Origin of the sequence: Hoeflea prorocentri (assembly GCF_027944115.1) — a bacterium.
Taxonomy (GTDB): domain Bacteria; phylum Pseudomonadota; class Alphaproteobacteria; order Rhizobiales; family Rhizobiaceae; genus Hoeflea_A; species Hoeflea_A prorocentri.
Window position 1 is genome coordinate 1627799 of sequence record NZ_JAPJZI010000001.1, and the last position, 21701, is coordinate 1649499.

The window sequence follows — 21701 nt, forward strand, 5'->3', positions numbered from 1 at the left end:
CGTGGCAGTTGTGTGGCATTGGAAGCGCAATCCATGACAGACACACATGGCGGACGAAAAAGAGGCAGGCGGCGCGACTCGGTCGTGCTGCACAAAATGCCGTCTGCAAACGCCCATGAACCGATCATCGTGAATACGCCGGCCCGGTTCGGACTGCTTCATCATTTTGCCAAGGGGTTTGGCATTCTTTCCGCACTGGTCATCTTGTTGCTGGTGGGGACTCTGGTGCTTCTGGAGAGCGGAGCCGCTGACGGTGCCCTGACAGGTCGGGCACAGGCCCTACTGCAAAATGCCGCAGGCGATCAGTATCAAGCGACAGTCGACAATACGCGGATCAGGCTGGCCAAGCGCGGAATGGTGGCGCTGGAGGCACGAGATGTGGGACTTCGGCGGGTCGCAGATGGTGTAGAGGTACTCCACGCGGAGAAGGCGAAAATCGCCTTGCAGATCCTGCCGCTTTTGTCCGGTCAACTTGAGATTTCACACATCGAGATCGTAGGGGGTCTTGTAAACGCCGCGGAAACGGAAGGACCCGGTCAGGCTGCCGAAAATGCGCAGAGGGAGCCTTTTCAGATCGCCAATCTCGAGCCGGTGACCGACCAGGCACTGACCCTTGTACGGTCTTTGTCTACAATGCTTGAGGATCGCGGAACCCGTTCGGTATTCCTGTCTGATATGACGCTGGACGGCGTTGCCGGCGGAGGCAGTTCGCTGACGGTCCGTTCGGCGGAGGTTTCCCGCGATGGTGCAGGCGGGATCGAGGTGCAGGCGGGTCTCGATTTCGCCGGCCAGGAGATTGACATCAAGGCCCACGCGGCTCCGGCTGGATCCAATGGCGACCGGACACAGCTCGATGCGCAGGTCACAGGCGTGCATCTTGGCAAAATGATCCGGGGACTTTCCAATAACCCCGAGCGGAAGTTTCGCCTTGAAAGCGATGTTGAGATCGATTTGACCGCGCTCAGCCGAGGTGCCGGACAGTTGTCCGAATTGAGCGCCGACCTGGATTTCTCCGCCGGCGAGTTGTTTATGGATGGCGTTGCCGCCGACCTGAGGCCGAGCCGCGTTAATGTCGCCATGGACACAAAGCGGAAATCCATAGAGATTCGATCGTCCAGGCTTGCTATCGGCAAATCCTCCTACAGTTTCAACGGCGGCATCATCGACCTGCTTAGTTTGCCTGACCAGAAGGACGAGGGTATCGCGATTGACCTTCTTGTGGATCGGGCCACGGTGGCTCCAACCGATTCAAGTGAACCTGCGATCGACGTTGCCATGAAGGCTTTTGCGCGCTTCGTTAGAGCGGAGAGGCGGCTTTATGTTGACGAGTTCATTGTTACGAGCAAGCAGGGCAGCATGTTCTCCTCGGCCAGTGTACAGCTTTCCGACACCAGCCCCGAAGTCAGTTTTGTCGCCAATATCGACCGGATGGATACCGCCTCGGTCAAACAGTTGTGGCCCTACTGGATCGCCAAGATGGCCCGGTCCTGGGTTTTGCAGAACCTGTTCGGCGGTACAGTGCATGATGGCCAGATAAAGGTCTTTATTCCCGAGGGACGCATGGCGGCGGCGCTGCCCAACGCGCTCCATCTGGATGATCAGCAGCTTCAGATCGATTTCGATATCAAGAATGCACGGTTTGATGTTGCGGGCGATATTCCGCCGGTCAGGAACGCCGACGGGTTGTTCAGCCTGCGCGGTAACAGGATGGAACTCAAGATCGACAAGGGCACCTCCTACTTTGCCTCAAAGCGCAGCGTCGAGGTTTCAAACGGTCTTTTTGTCATCGGAAAAACGGATGAGCGCCCGCTGATGGCGGAACTCGATATCGAGGTTTCGGGAGAAGCGGCAGCGGTCGCGGAACTGATCTCCTATCGCCCGATCAATGCCTTGGAGCGCACACCCTATAAAGCCGATGATTTCGAGGGAACGGTCAGTTCGAAAGTTCATGCCGTGTTTGGCCTCGTTCATAAGCAAAACCCGCCGAGCCCGGTCTGGGATGTGTCGCTCGATCTTGATGGCGTCAGTATCGGGCCGAAGGTCGACGGCGTGAAAGTGACCAATGCCACCGGAAAAATGCATGTCGACACGACAACGATCAAGATTGATGCGCAGGCTGAGTTGAACGGCATTCAGTCGCAACTTGATTTTACGGAGCCGCTGGAAGCCGGAAACGGCGTTGCTTCGGACCGGACCGTCAAGTTCCAGATCAGCGAAAAGGATCGGGCTGAGTTTGCCCCGCAACTTAATGAATTGATCAAGGGCACGGTGTTTCTGAAGGCCAAGCTGGGCAAAGAGGGCCGGCAGGCGTTTGATGCAGACTTCACCGAGGCCAAGTTGATCCTGCCGTGGATCGGATGGTCGAAGGGAAAGGGGATCAAGGCGACCGCCACTTTCGACCTTGTGCCGCAAGAGACCGGCGGCGAAGAGGCAACTGCCCGGGACGAGACTGACGAAGAAGAGCGCAAGGGATTGGGGTTGCCCGGTGCGTTCACGATAAAGGATTTCAATCTGGCGGGAGAGGGTTTTGCGGCCAGAGGCAATCTGGAACTTAGAAACGGGCAATTGATCAACGCCGATATTTCGCGCGCATCGCTGAGCCGGGACGATGAATTCTCCGTAGACGTGACCAGAAAAGGCAGCACCTTTGTGGTCAACGTTTCGGGTAAGGCTGTGGATCTGCGATCGTCGATAAAACATCTTCTGGCCGACGGGGAAGGCGAATCCACCGAAACGTCGCAAGAAAAAGTTGAACTGAAAGTCAGGACCGACCGCGCCATTGGCTTCGGCGGCGAGACGGTCCAACCATTCAAGATGGATTATGTCGGGCAAGGCTCCAAAATTTTGGGGCTTGATCTGCAAACCACGACATCAGGCGGGAAGAAGATTGATGCCGTGGGCAAACATGATGGATCAAGTCTCGTCCTGACAATCAGCAGCAAGGATGCGGGTGCCGCTGCGCGCTTTGCAGATATATACAGCAAGATTCGGGGCGGCACGCTGGACATCCAGTTGGTCAGGTCCGGCAACGGGCCTTATGTGGGTACCGTTGATATAAATGATTTCAGCGTCGTGAATGACGAGCACCTTCAAAAACTCGTATCAACACGACCGCAAGGAGGTGAAAGCCTCAATGAAGCCGTTCGCCGGGATATCGATGTCAGCCGTGCCTATTTTCAATATGCCTTTGCGCGCATTGATATGGGCAAGGGTTTCCTGCACCTGAGCGACGGCGTCGCGCGCGGCACGGAGGTTGGCTTCGCCTTCCAGGGCGATGTTTATGATTCTGATACAGGTATGGATATCACCGGCACGTTCATGCCGGCCTATGGCCTTAACAGATTATTTGGCGAGATACCTGTCCTGGGTATTATTCTCGGCAATGGCCGCGACCGTGGTCTCATCGGCATCACGTTCCGCCTGACCGGAAGTTTCGACGATCCGACGCTGGCCATCAATCCGATTTCTCTTATCGCGCCTGGAATATTCAGGTCGATTTTCCAGTTCCGCAACGACAGCACCAATGTCGATGCCGAGGGTAAATACAATTTCAGAAGCGAGACACGCTAGTCGCGCCAGCAGTTCAAAGCGGCCTGACGAGCATATGCTTCTTCTTGCCTAGGGAAAGCTTGATTATTCCGTCTTCGGTCAGATCCGACTTGTCGACCGCGCGCCGCTCATCCGTGACCTGTTTGTCATTGACCTTCACGGCGCCGCCTTTCACATGACGTCTTGCCTCGCCATTGGAGGCCGCAAGACCGGCAGATACGAACAGGTTCAGCAGGCCGATACCGGCATCGAGTTCCGATGCCGGGATCTCGATTGTCGGAAGATTTTCGGCTGCCAGGCCTTCCTCGAAGGTTTTGCGTGCAGTCTCGGCCGCTTCTTCCGCCGCCTTTCGACCGTGTAGAATCGCGGTGACTTCCGTTGCCAGGGTCTTCTTGACCTCATTGATCTCGGAGCCGCCCAGTGCCTCGAGCCGCGCAACTTCGTCCATCGGCAAGGTCGTGTAGAGCTTGAGGAAGCGCACGACATCGGCATCTTCCGTATTGCGCCAGTATTGCCAGAAGTCATAGACGCTGAGGAGATCGGCATTGAGCCATATGGCGCCTGTTGCCGATTTTCCCATCTTGGCGCCGGATGAGGTGGTCAGCAGCGGCGATGTGACCGCGTAGAGCTGCGGCGTACCCAGGCGGTGACCAAGATCGATGCCGTTGACGATGTTTCCCCATTGGTCGGAGCCGCCCATCTGCAGCCGGCATCCGGTGCGCCGGTTCAGTTCGACAAAGTCGTATGCCTGCAGGATCATGTAATTGAACTCAAGAAAGGACAGGGACTGTTCCCGGTCAAGGCGCAGTTTGACGGAATCGAATGAAAGCATGCGATTAACGGAGAAATGACGCCCGACATCGCGCAGGAATTCGACATAATTGATGCCCATCAGCCAGTCGGCATTGTTGACCATCAAGGCATCGGTCTCACCATCTCCGAATGTCAGGTATTTGGAGAAGCACGCCCGGATACCGGAGAGATTTTCCTCAATCTTTTCAGGCGTCATCAATTGCCGCGCTTCATCCTTGAAGCTCGGATCGCCGATCATGCCGGTACCGCCGCCCATCAGCGCGATCGGGCGATGCCCGGTCTGTTGCAGCCAGTGCAGCATCATGATCTGGATGAGGGAACCGGCATGCAGGCTCGATGCGGTTGGATCGAAGCCGATATAGGCGGTGACCGTCTCCTGGCGGAACAGGTCATCAAGTCCGTTGTTATCCGATGTCTGATGGATGAATCCGCGCTCGCTGAGTGTGTGGAGGAAATCTGATTTGAAGGCGGACATGATTTTTCCTTTGACGCCGGGTCGCGATGCGCGTTTTGTGACGGTTCGGCGGGCGTTTATCATCCTTTTTCGCTGATTTCACGCCATTTGTTTGAATGCATGATATCGGAGATGCTGATGAGCACGCGCATCGCAGGCAAAGCGGAAGTGCTGACCGCCATCGGATTGATGAGCGGAACGTCGATGGACGGGATTGATGTTGCCCTGGTTCGCAGCGATGGCGAGCAGGTGGTGGAACGGGGTGCGTTCCTTACCATTCCCTACAGACCCGATTTCAGGCGGCGTCTTGCCGATGCGCTGGAGGCGGCCAAATCAATTCGCGAACGGGATGAGCGCCCGGACGACCTTGGAAACCTCGAGCGGGAGCTGACACATTTGCATGTCGATGCAGTGGAGACCTATCTGTCTCGTTTCGGATTAACACCGGATCAGGTTGATCTTGTCGGCTTTCACGGTCAGACCGTTTTGCATCGGCCAGAGCGGGGCCTGACCGTTCAGATCGGGGATGGCTCGCTGCTGGCCGAACGGATCGGAATTCCCGTCGTTTACGATATGCGGGCCAATGACATGAAAGCCGGAGGAGAGGGCGCGCCATTGGCGCCTGCTTATCACGGCGCTCTTGCCAAAGGTCTCACCTGCGATTGGCCGGTGGCTTTTGTCAATATCGGAGGCATCTCCAACATTACGAGCGTCGATGCGGACGGGCAGCTCACGGCATTCGATACCGGGCCGGGTAATTCGCTGATCGACCAGTGGGTCGAGATGAAGGCCGGCATTCCGTTTGATCAGGGCGGCGCCATAGCCAGCGAAGGGCAGGTGCTGCGCCGGTTGATCGATCCCTATCTGGAGGCGGCATTCTTCGATGTATCGTCGAAACGCAGATCTCTCGACCGCAATGACTTTTTGCCGCCGGACCCGGATGAGGCCGGTCTTGAAGATGGTTCGCGAAGCCTCGCAAGGCTGACGGCCGAGGCGTTGCTGAAATCGGCGCAAAAGCTGCCTGAAATTCCAAAGACATGGATCATATGTGGCGGCGGCCGAAGCAATCGCATCATTATGGACGACCTTCAGGATCTCGTGACACCGAGTAGCGGCTCGGTTCTTCCTGCGGAAGACCTCGACCTCGACGGAGACGGTATGGAGGCCGAGGCCTGGGCCTTCCTTGCGATCCGGTCGCATCTGGGTCTCGCGCTGTCATGGCCGGGAACGACGGGATGCAGGCAACCGGTAACGGGTGGCAAGATTGCAAAGCCGTCCCGCAAGGTCGAGGCCGGTTAGGACGGCTCGCGCGCAAGGCGGAAACCGACGAGAATATGTTTGATGGTATCAGGCCGGCTGTGTCTTGCCGCGGGACGGCAGACCCCGCAGCCTTTGTCGTCCCAGGAGCCGCCCTTGACGATGTGGCGGTTGTTACCGGCGGGCGTTGATGTCCATTCGAAAACCTGGCCGGCGGCATCCAGCAGGCCGTAGGGGCTGGCGCCGGATGGGTAGCTGCCGACAGGTAACGTCGAGAAGGGGCCTTGATCATGGCTGTTAAGGCGTGCTGCGTTGAAGTCATTGCCCCAGGGAAAGTAAAGACCTTGTGGGCCGCGCGCTGCCTTTTCCCATTCAGCCTCCGTCGGCAGGCGCCACACATCACCGGTCTTTTTGCTCAGCCAATCAGCATAGGCGCGCGCGTCGCGTTGGCTAACCATGACCACCGGGTGTGATTCCCTTCCGCCGGGTGCTGCCGTCGAATTCCATATGTAAGGCTCGGCGCGTTCAAAGGGATGGATCAGACCATATCCCTCCCACACGTCGCGGCTGACGGTCGGTGGCGTATGTCCGGTTTCTTCGAGGAAGACGGCATATTGTGCGTTGGTGATCGGTGTTTTGGCGATCTGAAAGGATGGCAGATCAATGGTGCTTCGTGGTTCATGATCATACCAACCGCGTTCGCGGGTCACGCTGTGGCCATAGGCCTCTTCGTCCAGGCGATAGGCCATCTCGCGTTCGGTGGCGTCTGAGCCCATGATAAAAGGCCCTGCCGGGATTTCGGTTGTCTGCGGGATAGCGAAAGCGCTTTCGGCAGCAACCTTCCCAAGCGGCAGCAAAAGCATTGCCGCAACAAAAAACGCGGCCCGTTTTATTCCATCGTGCCGCGTTCTTCTGTTCATGGTCTGCTCTGTTTGTCAGCGGATACGTTTCGGCGCTGGTTCCGGGACCAATTCACCGGCAAGACGCCTGTCAAGATAATCGGTGCATTCACCGATCAGTTCGTCAACCTGACCGTTAAAGAAGTGATTGGCGCCAGGCATGATCTTCTGGGTGATCATGATGCCCTTTTGTGTCTTGAGTTTTTCGACAAGACCCTGAACGTCCTTTTCCGGCGCAACCCGGTCCGCATCGCCATGGATGATGAGGCCGGATGACGGGCAGGGTGCAAGGAATGCGAAGTCGTAAATATTGGGCTGTGGTGCGATCGACATGAAGCCTTCAATTTCCGGCCGGCGCATGAGCAGTTGCATCCCGATCCAGGCGCCGAAGGAATAGCCGGCGACCCAGCAGCTCTTGCTGTCGGGGTGCAGGCTCTGGATCCAGTCGAGTGCCGCTGCCGCATCGGACAGTTCGCCCGTGCCGTGGTCGAAGGCTCCCTGGCTGCGGCCGATCGAACGGAAATTGAACCTGAGCGTGGTGAAACCGCGCTGCTGGAACATATAAAAGAGCTGGTAGACGATCTGGTTGTTCATCGTCCCGCCGAACTGCGGATGCGGGTGCAGCACGATCGCGATTGGCGCGTTCTTTTCCTTGGCGGGCTGATATCGGCCTTCCAGCCGCCCCGCTGGACCATTAAAGATGACTTCGGGCATTGTGTCTCCGGCTCAAACCTACAATCTGATAGAACCGGCCAGCCAGGTTGGGCTCTGTACGTCGGTCCGCCAGCACTATGTAGGTTGGTTCGATTTGGTTTTTAATTATCCTTCCGGATATAAGCAGGTGTCATAAGCCATCGGCGTCCGGAATTTCAAGGAAAATAAGGCGTTGTCGACGGCGCCGAATCTGACGAAGCATGAAAAAGCCACGCATCTATATGGATTACAACGCGACCGCGCCTTTGCTGCCGCAGGCGCGCGAGGCGATGGAAGAGGCATTGGCCTTGCCCGGAAATCCGTCTTCGGTTCACGCGGAAGGCCGGGCGGCACGCGCAGTTATGGACAAAGCGCGCCGTCAGGTCGCAGCGCTCGCCGGCGCAAGTGCGGCGTGCGTCACCTTCACATCCGGAGCGACCGAGGCAGCAGCCACTGTGCTCACGCCCCACTACAAGATGGGGAAGGCAGATCTTGCGGTCTCGCATCTTTACGTGCCGGCGGTCGAGCATCCCTGCATTCTTGCGGGTGGACGCTTCGGGCCAGAACAGATCACGAAACTGGCAGTTGATTCGCAAGGCCTTGTCGATCTGGTGGCCTTGAAGACGCGTCTTGAAGATCATGATGCGGCGTCCGGGTTGGCACTGGTTGCCATCCAGCTTGCCAACAATGAAACCGGTGTTCTCCAGCCGGTCGCTGAAGCTGCAGCAATTATAAAGGAACATGGCGGCATACTGGTTGTCGATGCTGTCCAGGCCGGGGGGCGCCTGGCGGTCGATATCAGCGCCCTGGGTGCAGATTTCCTGCTGCTGTCATCTCACAAGATTGGCGGCCCCAAGGGTATCGGCGCGGTTGTCAGTGCTGGTGAAATCATGATGCCTGTCCCTCTTATCCCAGGCGGCGGGCAGGAAAGGGGACACCGTTCCGGCACGGAGAGCCCGGCGGCCGCGGCCGGCTTTGGCGCTGCCGCAGAGCAGGCACTTAATGATCTCGAAGCGAATGCCCGAAAGATCGCCGCCGACCGCGACCGGCTAGAAGCGGGTATCAGACAAATGGCACCGGATTGCATCATCCATGCGGGCGAATCGCCGAGGCTGATTAATACGACGTTTTTCTCTCTTCCCGGCCTCAAGGCGGAAACCGCGCAGATCGCATTTGATCTTGAAGGCATTGCCGTCTCAGCCGGTTCGGCCTGCTCATCGGGCAAGGTTGGACCGAGTCACGTACTGGCCGCCATGGGGAAAGATGCCGACCTCGGCGGAATCCGTGTCAGCATAGGATTGGAGACCTCCGACGCAGAACTAACTGAATTTCTTCGTGTTTTTGGAAAGATCAATGAAAAACGTGACAAAAACCGGAAAGAAAAAACGGCGCTAGTCTAGAAAAGTTACAAAATACGGCTTACAAGCGAATGCAGGTGCTGGAATCTGATTTCCAGAACACTAAATTCGCATTAGGCCCGGCTTTGAAACGGGCTGAAAGACATAATGACGTTGACAACTGCCGGACCTTGACCCCGGCGAGATTGGAGAGCGCCAATGCCTGCCGTGCAGGAGACGATCGATCAGGTCCGCCAGATCGATGTGGACCAGTATAAATACGGTTTCGAAACATTCATCGAAATGGACAAGGCCCCAAAGGGGCTGAATGAAGACATCATCCGCTTCATTTCCGCAAAGAAGGAAGAGCCGGACTGGATGCTTGAATGGCGTCTGGACGCCTACAAGCGCTGGCTCACAATGCAAGAGCCAAGTTGGGCGCGCGTAGACTATCCGCAGATTGATTTCAACGACATCTACTACTACGCGGCACCGAAAAACCAGACCGGACCGAAGACCATTGACGAGGTGGATCCGGAACTGCTTGCGACCTACGAGAAACTCGGTATCCCTTTGCGGGAGCAGGAAATCCTTGCCGGAGTTCAGGAATCCAAGGTGGCTGTCGATGCCGTCTTCGATTCCGTTTCTGTCGTGACCACGTTCAAGGAAGAGCTTGCCAAGGCCGGCGTGATTTTCATGTCGATTTCGGAGGCCATCCGCGAACATCCCAATCTGGTTCGCAAATATCTTGGTTCCGTTGTGCCCGTCAGCGACAACTACTATGCGGCGCTGAACTCTGCGGTATTCACCGATGGGTCTTTCGTGTTCATTCCAAAGGGCGTTCGCTGCCCAATGGAGTTGTCCACCTATTTTCGCATCAACGAGAAGGACACCGGCCAGTTCGAGCGCACGCTGATCATCTGCGAAGACGAGGGTTACGTTTCCTATCTGGAAGGGTGCACAGCACCGCAGCGCGATGAGAACCAGTTGCACGCAGCAGTGGTTGAACTCGTGGCGCTTGACGATGCCGAGATCAAATATTCGACGGTACAGAACTGGTACCCGGGAGACAGTGAAGGCAAGGGCGGGATTTACAATTTCGTCACCAAGCGCGGCGATTGCCGCGGCGCCAACTCGAAAATCTCCTGGACACAGGTTGAAACCGGTTCGGCCATTACCTGGAAATATCCATCCTGTATTCTGCGTGGCGACAATTCGCGCGGCGAGTTCTATTCGATCGCCGTGTCGAATGGACGTCAGCAGATCGACAGCGGAACGAAGATGCTTCACCTCGGCAAGAACACGTCGAGCCGCATCATCTCCAAAGGTATTTCCGCCGGACGTTCCAACAATACCTATCGCGGTCAGGTCTCCGCACACCGCAAGGCCACCAATGCCCGCAACTTCACACAGTGTGATTCATTGCTGATCGGCAATAATTGCGGGGCGCATACTGTGCCTTATATCGAGGCCAAAAACGCCACGGCGCAGTTCGAGCATGAGGCGACGACCTCGAAGATCTCGGAAGATCAGCTCTTTTACTGCATGCAGCGCGGTATTCCGGAAGAAGAGGCGATCGCCCTGATCGTCAACGGCTTCGTCAAGGAAGTGATCCAGGAATTGCCGATGGAATTTGCGGTTGAAGCGCAAAAGCTCATTGGAATCAGCCTGGAAGGCAGTGTCGGTTAACAACAGATAAGATCGCGGCGCGCGAGCCTGTGGGCGTTTCCGCGCTGCCGCCAATCGAGGGATTTGAAAGAAATGCTTGAGATTAAGAACCTGCATGCACGCATTGCTGAGGACGGAACGGAGATTATCCGTGGCCTCAACCTGACCGTAAAAAACGGCGAAGTGGCTGCCATCATGGGGCCGAACGGCTCCGGCAAGTCGACTCTTTCCTATATCCTGACAGGGCGCGAGGACTATGAGGTCACAGAAGGCGATATTCTCTATAATGGAGAAAGCATTCTGGAAATGGATACGTCCGAGCGCGCTGCTTCCGGCATATTCCTGGCCTTTCAATACCCGGTGGAAATTCCGGGCGTCGCCACGATGCAGTTTTTGAAAGTGGCCATGAATGAGCAACGCAAGGCGAACGGCGAGGACGAACTGACGACGCCTGAGTTTATCCGTCGCGTGCGTGCCGCTGCCGGCGAGCTTAAGATTGACATGGACATGCTGAAGCGCCCGTTGAATGTGGGCTTTTCCGGCGGCGAGAAGAAACGGGCGGAAATTCTGCAGATGGCGCTTCTGGAGCCGAAGCTGTGTGTGCTGGACGAGACGGATTCAGGCCTCGATATCGACGCGCTCAAAGTGGTGTCCGATGGAGTGAACGCACTTCGCTCACCCGACAGGGCCATCGTTGTCATCACGCACTATCAGCGTCTGCTTGAGCATATCGTGCCGGATACCGTCCATGTGCTCTACCAGGGACGCGTGATCAAGTCGGGCGACAAATCACTGGCGCAGGTGCTTGAAACCAACGGTTACGCCGAAATTATCGAGGATGCAGCCTGATTGCGGCTGGTTGAAAAGGTTTTGTGATGAATATGCAGAGCAAAAGACCGATCACTGCCGCGGAACAGGCGCTTGTCGACACGTTCGTCAATCGGATTGACAGTCTTCCCGGAGACGGCGCGATCGCTGCGATCCGAAACGGTTTCATGGATGATATCAAGTTCGATGGATTGCCGACCCGGCGCGTGGAAGCGTGGCACTATACCGATCTTCGCAACCTGTTGAAGTCGGTGCCTGAGGACAACGCCAATGGCGCATCGGATGCGGTGGCGCCGCTTGTCGATGGATCCGACGTGCTGGTCGTTTCCGATGGGCGTGCGTGGGACGCAACGATTTCCGGTGACGCTGAACTCAAACACTACCGCGAGGCGCTCAACACCGGCACCGCAGCGCATCGAATGGTGCTGCAGAGTACGGACGACCTGATCGGACGGTTGAATGGCGCATTGGCGGGTGATGGGTTCGACCTGACCGTTCCGGCCAATGCAGAACTCAAACGTCCGGTTGAAATTCAGGTCCTTCAGGACGGTGGACAGGCTCATTGCCGGTTTTCAGCGACCGTTGGCGAAGGTGCCAAAGGCACGTTTTTTGAGCGGCATATCGGCGGAGAAACCGACACGCTTGTTTCTTCAATAACTGATCTGAAGGTCGGCGCCGAGGCACAGGTTTTCTGGGTCATCAGTCAGGAAAGGGGACTTTCCGATACGCATTTCGGCCAGATAAACATTGAACTCGGCGCCAATGCGCAGTTGACGCTGTTCGTCGCGAATTCGGGCGGCAAGCTGGTGCGTCAGGAGATCAATATCAAGGCGAAGGGCGAGGGTTCCGAACTTGCTCTGAGCGGTGTCAACCTGCTCGGCGGCGACAGCCACACCGATGTCACCATGGTATTGGACCATCTGGAGCCTGACTGCGTATCCACGGAAACTTTCCGTAATGTGGTCTTTGATCGTGCGCATGGCGTGTTCCAGGGGCAGATCAATGTTGCGCAGATTGCCCAGAAGACGGATGCGCGCATGGCATGCAATACGCTTCTTTTGTCTGACGATGGCGACTTTTCGGCCAAGCCGGAACTGGAGATCTTTGCCGACGATGTACAGTGCGCCCATGGTGCAACGGTCGCCGATATCGATGAAAACCATCTGTTCTACCTGCGTGCACGCGGTATCTCCGAAAAGCGGGCCCGCAGCATGCTGGTCAACGCTTTCATTGCAGAGATCGTAGAAGAACTTGAAGACCCGGCATTGATCGAAGCCCTGGAAACGCGTTTTGAAAACTGGCTCGATCATCATGGCTGACACATCGCAGGCCGTTATGGGACAGGCTGACACCTACGATGTCGGGGCCATAAGGCGGGATTTTCCGATCCTGTCCCAGACGGTCTACGGGAAGCCGCTCGTCTATTTGGACAGCGGCGCGTCCGCTCAAAAGCCGCAGGCGGTGATTGATGCGGTGACACACGCCTATTCAAGCGAATACGCCAATGTGCATCGCGGACTTCATTATATGTCGAATGCGGCGACGGATGCCTATGAGGCCGCGCGTGAGAAGGTGCGCGGTTTCATCAATGCCGGCTCGGTCGACGAGATTGTCTTTACCAAGTCGACCACCGAGGCCATCAACACCGTGGCCTACGGATACGGCATGCCCCAGATCGGCGAGGGCGACGAGATCGTCCTCAGCCTGATGGAACATCACTCGAATATCGTTCCGTGGCATTTCATTCGCGAGCGGCAGGGCGCGGAGCTTAAATGGATACCGGTCGATGATGACGGAGCGTTTCATGTTGCCGATTTCGAGGCGCAACTGACAGAACGCACCAAGCTTGTCGCGATTACGCACATGTCCAACGTGCTTGGTACCGTGGTGCCGGTGAAAGAGATTTGCCGCATCGCCAAGGAGCGGGGCATACCCGTTCTGATCGACGGCAGTCAGTCTGCCGTCCATATGCCGGTCGACGTGCGCGATATCGATTGCGACTGGTATGTGTTTACCGGACACAAGGTCTATGGTCCGTCGGGTATCGGCGTTCTTTACGGCAAGAAGCAGATGCTGGAGAAAATGCGCCCGTTCCAGGGCGGCGGCGAGATGATCTTTGACGTCAGCGAAGACGCTGTGACCTATAACGATCCGCCGCACCGTTTCGAAGCGGGCACGCCGCCTATCGTGCAGGCTATTGGATTGGGCGCTGCGCTTGACTATATGGAAAGCATCGGCAGGGAAAAAATTGCAGCCCACGAGGCGGATTTACGAGCCTATGCACATGAAAAGCTTAGCCAAATTAATTCGCTACGCATATTTGGCAACGCTCCCGGCAAAGGCGCAATTGTCTCTTTCGAAATCGAGGGCATCCATGCGCATGACATTTCGATGGTGATCGACCGGGAAGGCGTCGCCGTTCGGGCCGGCACGCACTGCGCCCAGCCGCTGCTGAGGCGGTTCGGCGTTACGTCAACGTGCCGCGCGTCATTTGGAATGTATAATACGCGGAACGAAATCGATAAGTTGTACAATGCGCTGTTGAAAGCGCGCGAGTTTTTTGCCTGACGCGAAAGCGAGTCTGAGATGATGAGTGACGAACTGCAAACACCGGAAAAGACCAGCGGCACGTTTACCGCGTCAGCAATCCCGCGCGAGGAACTGGCGCGGATGACGGATGACATCATTGCCGCGATCAAGACGGTCTACGATCCCGAGATTCCTGCGGATATCTATGAGCTCGGTCTCATATACCGCATTGATATCGAGGACGACCGCAACGTGAAGATCGATATGACGCTGACCGCCCCCGGCTGCCCGGTGGCCGGTGAGATGCCCGGCTGGGTGGAAAACGCGGTCAATACGGTCGAAGGCGTTTCCGGAGTGGAGGTCGCGATGACCTTCGATCCGCCATGGACACCGGACCGTATGTCCGAAGAAGCGCAGATCGCGGTCGGCTGGTATTGAACGGTTCGATCGTGCCGCTCCGATATGGTGGTACGCGCGTATTCTGGAGGTGAATGATGGGCCAGTTTGAAGTCATGACATTGACTGACACGGCAGCCGAACGTGTCAGGAACATCGTTGCCAATGCCGACGAGCCGGCAGTGGGCCTGCGCATAGGTATCAAAAAGGGTGGTTGCGCCGGCATGGAGTATACGGTCGACCTTGTCGCAGAGGCTGACGGCAAAGATGATCTTGTAGAGCATGATGGAGCCCGGGTTTATATCGCTCCTGAGGCCGTGCTGTTTCTTCTCGGCACGCAGATGGATTTCGAGACAACCACATTGCGCTCGGGTTTTGTCTTCAACAATCCGAACCAGACGTCAGCCTGCGGCTGCGGCGAGTCGGTGGAATTGAAACCGGCTGATCTGAAAGCGCTCGCCGACAAGGGCGATCCGGTGGTGCGTGCCGACGGCTAGATCGCCACGGCAGCAAGCAGTTTGAAAGCCCCGCTCAGTTAAGCGGGGCTTTTTCGTTGACGGACAGGCCGCGGCCCGAGACTTTTGTTTTAGACATTGCGCGGAATGCGCAATACCTGTCCCTGAAAAATGAGATCCGGATCAGTGATAATATGCTGATTTGCCTGCATGATCGGTTGCCAGTCTGAACTGCCCTCATAATAATGCTGTGCGATTGAGGTCAGCGTGTCCCCCGGTGCGATCTGGTGTTGGAAATAGCCCGTGTAGCCGGGAAGGATCATCGGGCCGTAAAGAACCGGAACGGTGACCGTCGGGATTGCGCCTTCGCCGCCTGCGCTGTCATCGCTTACGGTTACGAAAAGCCTGTTCAATGTGAAGCCGATATTGTCGGGTATGAAAATGCTCGCCTGAAACTGGCGGATCGAGGTCGCTCCGGCTGTCGCCGAGCCGATCACCTCATCATGGCCTTCGCTTACTCTTATTGTCAGATGGGATTCGAACCCGACTGCATTGCCCGCAATGAGGATCTCCTTGCCGACAAGGTCGAAAGGTTGAGGCTGCTGGATTTCAATATTCATGGTCGCCATCTCCATTTGATGAGGTCTGCCGCAAAGTGACTTTCGCGCCCGGAGGCCAAACATATGGCGACCCTCCAAGCGCGTCTGTGGCAATCGCCACGACACCAATAACCCGGCTGTCGGATCGGTGAATGGCCGCGACGGCCCGGCCGCGGTTTTTACAGGCCTGGACGCCAGGCCGGATTAGCCCGCTGCTCCACATACCGCTTTATATCGGCCAGATCACGTTCGCACTGACGGCTCCAGGCGCCTGTTGCAAGGAGGGCAAACGCCTTAAATGGTGCAAATGTCCATGTTGTTACAGTTGCAGTTATCACAGTCCCGCCACGGCCTTCGGTGAGCTTGTATTCCAGGGATAAGGACATGCCGAGTTGGCGACGCCGGAATGAAATCAAGTGGGGCGGGCGTAGTGTCGTCACGGTCCATTGCCGAGCGGTCATCGCGCCGCGCCGTTTTTCTTTAAAGATCGTACCCGTCTGTACAGGCAGGGTTGAGATGACATCGACGCGCGATACCGAAGAAAGGATCAGGCTGCGGCCCTCAATATCGGAAAGAGCGGAAAAAACGGCCACTGGAGCTGCGGCAATGAAAAACGGCTCCGTTTTCATGACCTCTCCCGGCGCAACGGTTCGTTTATCGTGAATTGCGTGATTTGTTGCATGGTCTGGCCGGTGTGTGCGAGTTTTACGGCATTGTATCGGACTGTGCGCCTGATCGTGCAGATACCGTGTCGGGCTGCGGAAAGGAAGGCGCGCTGAATTGGGAAGGCTGAAATGATCGAGATACGCGAAGCTCGCCCGCAGGATTCGCGTCCTCTTACCCATATCGGAATACGGTCATGGGAAGCGGCTGTCGTGTCCTGGGGAGAAGATATCGATCGTATCCGCGAAAACGCCCACGCCGCTTACCGTGATTTCACCAGCAATTACTGGGACCGGATTCTGCTGGCGCATTCGCGCGGCACGATCATGGGCTGGGGTGCGCGCGAAAATCTCGATCACCAGATCTCCGATTTGTGGATCGACCCTGAATATCATCGCAAAGGGGCAGGGGCGGTGTTGCTTGCGGCGATGGAACAAAGTGTCCAGTCGGCGGGATATGATCGTGTCGAGTTGGAAACGCACGCCAGGAATGCCAACGCAATCGCTTTTTACAAGCATCTTGGATATCGGGTCACATCGTTTTCGGTTAAATACTCGACAAGCCTTCAGCAGGATATCGAGAAGGTGACGATGTGTAAGGAGTTTTCAGGCACAGCGGATGGCTGAAATCAGGACAGCCCGGGAAAGACAGTTCATGAACGCCGGAAAATTGGCCTTGGTGGCCCACGATGCCTGCAAGGAAAAGATGGTCGAGTGGGCCGGCCGCCATGGCGACCGGCTAAAGAAGGTCACGATTATCGCCACCGGAACGACGGGCGGCCGTATCTCGGAAAATTTCCCCGACCTTGATGTGGTGAGGCTGAAAAGCGGGCCGCTTGGCGGTGACCAGCAAATCGGCGCGATGATAGCCGAAGGCAATCTGGACGGGCTGATCTTCTTTGTCGATCCGCTCTCGCCAATGCCGCATGATGTCGACGTAAAGGCATTGACGCGGCTGGCGATCGTTTACGACCTGCCGATGGCGTGCAGCCCGTCCACAGCGGACGCGGTGCTCGATTATCTCCTTGACCCTCCTGCATGAGCATCCCATGAGCGAAACTGGTGAAACCGTTGATCTCAGACTGATAGAAGATGCCGCGGAGCGGCTCAACGGTCTGATCGTCCGCACGCCGCTTCTGGAGTCCGCTCAGCTTAACGAGGTGCTTGGAATGCGCCTTTTGTTCAAGCCGGAGTGTCTTCAACGGACCGGTTCGTTCAAGTTTCGCGGTGCCTATACAAAACTGTCCCGCATCTCGCCGGATCGGCGAAAAAAGGGTGTGGTTGCCTATTCATCTGGAAACCATGCGCAAGGTGTTGCCGCGGCCGCTCGGTTTCTTGGAATGGAGGCAACCATTCTCATGCCCAGCGACGCGCCGCGCATAAAAATAGACAGTACACGCAGCTATGGTGCGCGCGTTGTGTTCTTTGAGCGGCATCGCGACGACCGTCGCGCCCTGGCGGAAGAGCTGGTTGCTTCGAGCGGCGCAACACTTGTGCCGCCATTCGATGACCCCGATATCATTTCCGGGCAGGGAACAGCCGGCCTCGAGATAACCCGGCAGGCGGACTATATGAATATCGGCGTGGACGATGTGATTTGTCCCGTTGGAGGCGGCGGATTGTTGTCGGGGATTGCGACTGCTGTCAAAGCCCGCATGCCGCTGGCGAAAATCTGGTGTGCGGAGCCGGAAGGCTATGACGATGTCGTACAGTCGATATCCGCCGGGCAGAGAATATCCGTTGAAACCGGTAAGCCTACCCTTTGCGATTCCATCGCAACGCCGCAACCGGGCGAAATCACGTTTGAGATTATCAAAAGGCTCGTCTCTGGCGGGTTTGTCGTGTCGGACCGGGACGTCACAAACGCGGTTGGCGCACTCTTCGATCGATTGAAGCTCGTTGTTGAGCCGGGTGGCAGTGCTGCTTTTGCAGCCGTCGTCAAAGAACGCGAACGCTTTCAAAACAGAACGGTCGTCGTCGTTTTGTCCGGCGGCAATGTGGATCGTGATCAATTCGCGACAATACTGATCGAGGCCGATGGGGCGTGGCCGGCATAAAGCTCCGGAGCCGCTTCCTCCAGTAGGACCAAATGCTCTGCCGCTCCGGACGGTGATGCCGCAATTCTTTCTGCAGTCGTCTTTTTCATTCGAGGTATGCTTCAAGGCGCCGGAAACTTGCTCTAATGTCCCGGCAACCAACAGGCATCGGATTCGTGAAGAATGGACGAACAGCGCGCTCACATGGCGGCCTCGGAGCCGGCGCCCGACCGCCACGAGTTATATGACGAAGACGGGGTTATTCGCCCCGACTTTGTTGCGCGGGTCGGCGCGGCCATTGCCGACCGGGACACGCTCTACCTCAAGGGGCATGTCAGCGGTCTCCATGAATCCGAAATTGGCGACCTGATCGAATCGCTTCAGCCTGAGCAGCGCCACGCGCTTGTGCGTTTGATGGGCAATGATTTCGACTTCACGGCGCTGACGGAAGTCGACGAGGCCATCCGGCGCGACATCGTTGATGATCTGCCCAATGAGAAAGTGGCCGAGGGCATCGGCGAACTGGATTCGGATGATGCCGTTTACATTCTGGAAGACCTCGACGAGGAAGACCAGGAGGACATCCTCGCCAAGCTTCCGTTTACCGAACGTATCCGATTGCGGCGCTCGCTCGATTATCCGGAAGACACTGCCGGGCGGCGCATGCAGACGGAATTCGTCGCGGTCCCGCCATTCTGGAGCGTCGGGCAAACCATTGACTATATGCGTGAGGATGAGGATCTGCCGGATTCCTTCGCGCAGATATTTGTAATCGATCCGACGTTCAAGCTTCTCGGGACCGTCGATCTCGACAGGATCCTGCGCAGCAAGCGTGACATCAAGATCGAGACGATCATGCATGAGACGGCGCGCCCCATCCCGGCTGAAATGGACCAGGAAGAGGCAGCCCAGCTCGTTGAGCAATATGACCTTTTGTCTGCCGCTGTCGTCGATGAGAATGACCGGTTGGTTGGCGTTCTGACCATTGACGATGTCGTGGATGTTCTGCAGGAGGAAGCGGAAGAAGATATCATGCGGCTTGGCGGTGTCGGGGATGAAGAGCTTTCCGACGATGTGGCCTCCACCGTGCGGTCGCGTTTTCCCTGGTTGATGGTCAATCTGGCGACAGCTGTTCTGGCTTCCCTCGTCATTGGTCTTTTCGACGCCACCATTCAGCAGATGGTGGCCCTTGCCGTCCTGATGCCGATCGTTGCGTCGATGGGAGGCAATGCAGGCACTCAGACCTTGACCGTTGCCGTGCGCGCGCTCGCAACACGCGATCTCGACATCTACAACGCTGCCAGGATCATTCGCCGTGAGGTCTCGGTTGGCTTTATCAACGGTGTCTTGTTTGCGGTCGTCGTGGCGCTGCTGACCTGGGTCTGGTTCGGGAGCGGTCAGCTTGCGTTGGTGATCGCAGCCGCCATGGTCATCAATATGCTGTCAGCCGGGATCGCCGGAATATTCCTGCCCTTGTTGCTCGACAAGCTGAATGTCGATCCGGCGATTGCGTCCGCCGTTTTTGTGACCACGGTGACCGATGTCGTCGGGTTCTTTGCGTTTCTTGGCCTTGCCGGCTGGTGGTTCGGCCTGATTTGACATCATCTGATATGCTGCTCTGTCGGAGCCAATCCGCTTTAATTGACTTTTACGTAAAAGAAAGACAAAATTCCTAAAACCCAAGGAATTCAGGAATCGCAGTGCGCAAATACTACACCATTACCGAACTCACGCGCGAATTCGGTGTATCGACGCGCACCCTTCGCTTTTACGAGGACGAGGGGCTTATCCACCCGGACCGTCGGGGGCGGACGAGGCTCTACAGGGCCGGTGACAGGCATCTGATCAAGGAAATCCTGCGCGGTCGCCGACTTGGTTTCACCATAGCCGAAATCCGCGAGATCATAGATATCTATAAGGGCCCGCCGGGCGAACTCGGACAGCTTGAGCTGATGATGAAACGGGTGACGGAAAAGCGTAAGCAGCTTCACCAGAAACGGCAGGATATTGAGGATACGCTGGCCGAACTCGACAATGTCGATGAGGCCTGTCTTGCCCGCCTGGCGGAGTTGCGCGTCGGAACCTGATTGGTTTTACAGCCAGCGCCGGACCCGGCTGCAATAGGCTTCAAACTCCGCACCGAAGACGGCGAGCAAGTGGAGCTCCTCACGCTCAATCGCATAGCGCTGGATGATCAATGCTGCCGCTGCTGCGAACACGAGAAACCACGCGCTGGCGAAAATCAGGCCGAGGCCGATCAGGAAAAGCAGGTAGCCGCAATAGATCGGATTGCGGCTGACGGCGAAGGGGCCGGTCGTTACAAGATGGTTTGACTTGCGTGTCGGCAGAATTGTCGTGTGCGCGGCGCGCAGAGTAAGTGCCGCCCAGACATCGATACCGATTGCCGAAAGTACGAAAAGTACGCCGATCGACCTTAGAGCTGCAAGGTCCGGCAAGGGCAATGTCACCACCATTCCAAACAGGACAGCAAGAACAGCGGCCGCCGCCGTGATAATGGGTGGCCACGGCATGTTGCTTGGTCGTGCGCGATAGGCGTTCATTCCGCTTGATTTGCCTCCAAGGTCGAAGCAGTACATTGGTCCACAATCTCCTGTACGCCCGGTGTTAGGCCGACGTTGTTGCCACTGGTCTGCAGGGTCTCCAATAGATCCTCCTCGGCCAGGCGCTTGACGGTGCAATCGCAAAAGCGCTCGCAAAAATCCGCTGAATTGTTTTGCGCGCAGCTAAGCACGCAATTGTTGGTTATGCTGGTAAGCTGATTAACCGGGAAGGCCAGGCTCGCCAGATAAACCGACCCGATCAGCACCGGCTGATGAATCAGATAAAGGGCAAGACTATGGCGGCCAGCAAAAGATAGTGGTTTTCCCAACGGATTCTTTCCACCACCCAATGAGGCAATCGTTTCCAGCCAGTTTTGGGATATCGCGATCCTGGTGGTGGCGATGCCAATCAGCACCGGGCCAAACCAGGGAAACAGCGGCACATAGTCGTTGGAGTGGACGGGAAAGACCGACAGGCCCAACCAAAGAAGCGGTCCGTGACTGAAGGCGGTTGAAGCCAGATAGGGCGGTGCAAGGATGACAGCGACCCCGATTGCAGCCGTCAACAGTGCGGGCAGTCTGAGAAAGGCAAGGCCCAGGACGCTCGACACAGCGATACAGTGCAAAATCCCGAAAAAGATGAACCGATCGGGCATGGCGATACGCGTGGCCGCCGTAATAATCAGCGCTGCGCCGGCAACCATTGCCAGCCTCATGCCGAAGGGACGCCAGCGTATGGATTTACGGTGCGCAAGAACAAGACTGACGCCGACCAGAAACAGAAAGCTGCCGGCAATCAGGCGGGCAAAGAGCCTCCAGCCGCCTTGTGTGGTCATGCCGGGCGGGGCATATCCGAAAAACTCCAGATCCCACGTAAAGTGATAGATTGCCATGGCAAGCAATGCCAGGCCACGCGCCACGTCGATGAGGACAAGACGCTGACTGGCCGGCCTTGCTGTTCCCAT

Annotated in this window: 21 protein-coding genes; 14 read left to right on the top strand and 7 right to left on the bottom strand. The window is 56.8% G+C overall.

Going from position 1 to position 21701, the window contains the following annotated elements; translation table 11 throughout:
• Positions 1-33: 33 nt before the first annotated feature.
• Entirely contained in the window at positions 34-3570 is a 3537-nt protein-coding gene (locus OQ273_RS07580) for a YhdP family protein (RefSeq protein ID WP_267989848.1), read from the top strand.
• 13 nt (positions 3571-3583) lie between these two features.
• Here OQ273_RS07580 and tyrS read toward each other — a convergent pair whose 3' ends face one another.
• On the bottom strand, positions 3584-4837 hold the full coding sequence (tyrS, locus tag OQ273_RS07585; protein WP_267989849.1) for a tyrosine--tRNA ligase: 1254 nt from the start codon (positions 4835-4837) through the stop codon (positions 3584-3586).
• Positions 4838-4954: 117 nt separating this feature from the next.
• Between tyrS and OQ273_RS07590 the strand changes: the two genes are divergently transcribed.
• Positions 4955-6115, top strand: coding sequence for an anhydro-N-acetylmuramic acid kinase (locus tag OQ273_RS07590; RefSeq protein WP_267989850.1), 1161 nt, complete (start codon positions 4955-4957; stop codon positions 6113-6115).
• Here OQ273_RS07590 and OQ273_RS07595 read toward each other — a convergent pair.
• Both OQ273_RS07595 and OQ273_RS07600 read right to left on the bottom strand, forming a co-directional pair.
• Positions 6112-6993 carry a formylglycine-generating enzyme family protein gene (locus OQ273_RS07595; RefSeq protein ID WP_267989851.1) on the bottom strand — a complete coding sequence of 294 codons (882 nt, stop codon included), beginning with the start codon at positions 6991-6993 and terminating at the stop codon, positions 6112-6114. The two genes, OQ273_RS07590 and OQ273_RS07595, sit on opposite strands and share 4 nt — an antisense overlap.
• Positions 6994-7008: 15 nt before the next feature.
• The gene (locus OQ273_RS07600) at positions 7009-7686 is read right to left on the bottom strand and encodes an alpha/beta hydrolase (RefSeq protein ID WP_267989852.1); all 678 of its coding nucleotides are present in this window, start codon (positions 7684-7686) and stop codon (positions 7009-7011) included.
• A 200-nt stretch (positions 7687-7886) separates the two neighbouring features.
• Here OQ273_RS07600 and OQ273_RS07605 point away from each other — a divergent pair, with 200 nt between their 5' ends.
• The 7 genes from OQ273_RS07605 (at position 7887) to sufA (ending at position 14920) form a co-directional block, all read left to right on the top strand.
• Positions 7887-9065, top strand: coding sequence for a cysteine desulfurase family protein (locus OQ273_RS07605; RefSeq protein WP_267989853.1), 1179 nt, complete (start codon positions 7887-7889; stop codon positions 9063-9065).
• Positions 9066-9221: 156 nt separating this feature from the next.
• Positions 9222-10691, top strand: coding sequence for a Fe-S cluster assembly protein SufB (sufB, locus tag OQ273_RS07610; protein WP_267989854.1), 1470 nt, complete (start codon positions 9222-9224; stop codon positions 10689-10691).
• Between the two features lie 72 nt (positions 10692-10763).
• Complete coding sequence (sufC, locus tag OQ273_RS07615; protein WP_267989855.1) at positions 10764-11519, top strand: Fe-S cluster assembly ATPase SufC; 756 nt, start codon at positions 10764-10766, stop codon at positions 11517-11519.
• A gap of 26 nt (positions 11520-11545) precedes the next feature.
• Positions 11546-12817: a Fe-S cluster assembly protein SufD gene (gene sufD, locus OQ273_RS07620; protein ID WP_267989856.1), complete on the top strand. Its 1272-nt coding sequence runs from the start codon at positions 11546-11548 to the stop codon at positions 12815-12817.
• A 16-nt stretch (positions 12818-12833) separates the two neighbouring features.
• Positions 12834-14066 (top strand): cysteine desulfurase, encoded by a 1233-nt coding sequence (locus tag OQ273_RS07625; RefSeq protein ID WP_267993052.1) that lies wholly within the window; start codon positions 12834-12836, stop codon positions 14064-14066.
• 21 nt (positions 14067-14087) lie between these two features.
• Positions 14088-14465 carry an SUF system Fe-S cluster assembly protein gene (locus OQ273_RS07630; protein WP_425602978.1) on the top strand — a complete coding sequence of 126 codons (378 nt, stop codon included), beginning with the start codon at positions 14088-14090 and terminating at the stop codon, positions 14463-14465.
• A 56-nt stretch (positions 14466-14521) separates the two neighbouring features.
• Positions 14522-14920 carry a Fe-S cluster assembly scaffold SufA gene (gene sufA, locus OQ273_RS07635; protein ID WP_267989858.1) on the top strand — a complete coding sequence of 133 codons (399 nt, stop codon included), beginning with the start codon at positions 14522-14524 and terminating at the stop codon, positions 14918-14920.
• An 89-nt stretch (positions 14921-15009) separates the two neighbouring features.
• Here sufA and OQ273_RS07640 read toward each other — a convergent pair whose 3' ends face one another.
• Complete coding sequence (locus tag OQ273_RS07640; protein ID WP_267989859.1) at positions 15010-15498, bottom strand: LysM peptidoglycan-binding domain-containing protein; 489 nt, start codon at positions 15496-15498, stop codon at positions 15010-15012.
• Positions 15499-15656: 158 nt separating this feature from the next.
• Complete coding sequence (locus tag OQ273_RS07645; protein ID WP_267989860.1) at positions 15657-16106, bottom strand: SRPBCC family protein; 450 nt, start codon at positions 16104-16106, stop codon at positions 15657-15659.
• Between the two features lie 165 nt (positions 16107-16271).
• On the opposite strand from OQ273_RS07645, the gene OQ273_RS07650 reads away from it, so the two are divergent.
• The 5 genes from OQ273_RS07650 to OQ273_RS07670 all read left to right on the top strand — a co-directional run bounded on the left by OQ273_RS07650 (position 16272) and on the right by OQ273_RS07670 (position 20262).
• Entirely contained in the window at positions 16272-16766 is a 495-nt protein-coding gene (locus OQ273_RS07650; protein WP_267989861.1) for a GNAT family N-acetyltransferase, read from the top strand.
• Positions 16767-16794: 28 nt separating this feature from the next.
• Positions 16795-17181, top strand: coding sequence for a methylglyoxal synthase (locus OQ273_RS07655; protein ID WP_267989862.1), 387 nt, complete (start codon positions 16795-16797; stop codon positions 17179-17181).
• Between the two features lie 7 nt (positions 17182-17188).
• Positions 17189-18196: a threonine ammonia-lyase gene (locus tag OQ273_RS07660; RefSeq protein ID WP_267989863.1), complete on the top strand. Its 1008-nt coding sequence runs from the start codon at positions 17189-17191 to the stop codon at positions 18194-18196.
• A gap of 162 nt (positions 18197-18358) precedes the next feature.
• Positions 18359-19774, top strand: a complete 1416-nt coding sequence (mgtE, locus tag OQ273_RS07665) for a magnesium transporter (protein WP_267989864.1) — start codon at positions 18359-18361, stop codon at positions 19772-19774.
• A 101-nt stretch (positions 19775-19875) separates the two neighbouring features.
• Complete coding sequence (locus tag OQ273_RS07670) at positions 19876-20262, top strand: MerR family transcriptional regulator (protein ID WP_267989865.1); 387 nt, start codon at positions 19876-19878, stop codon at positions 20260-20262.
• Between the two features lie 6 nt (positions 20263-20268).
• Here OQ273_RS07670 and OQ273_RS07675 read toward each other — a convergent pair whose 3' ends face one another.
• Together OQ273_RS07675 and OQ273_RS07680 are read right to left on the bottom strand one after the other, a co-directional pair.
• Positions 20269-20772 carry a methyltransferase family protein gene (locus OQ273_RS07675; protein WP_267989866.1) on the bottom strand — a complete coding sequence of 168 codons (504 nt, stop codon included), beginning with the start codon at positions 20770-20772 and terminating at the stop codon, positions 20269-20271.
• Positions 20733-21701 (bottom strand): heparan-alpha-glucosaminide N-acetyltransferase, encoded by a 969-nt coding sequence (locus tag OQ273_RS07680; RefSeq protein ID WP_425493410.1) that lies wholly within the window; start codon positions 21699-21701, stop codon positions 20733-20735. The genes OQ273_RS07675 and OQ273_RS07680 overlap by 40 nt, the downstream gene beginning before the upstream one ends.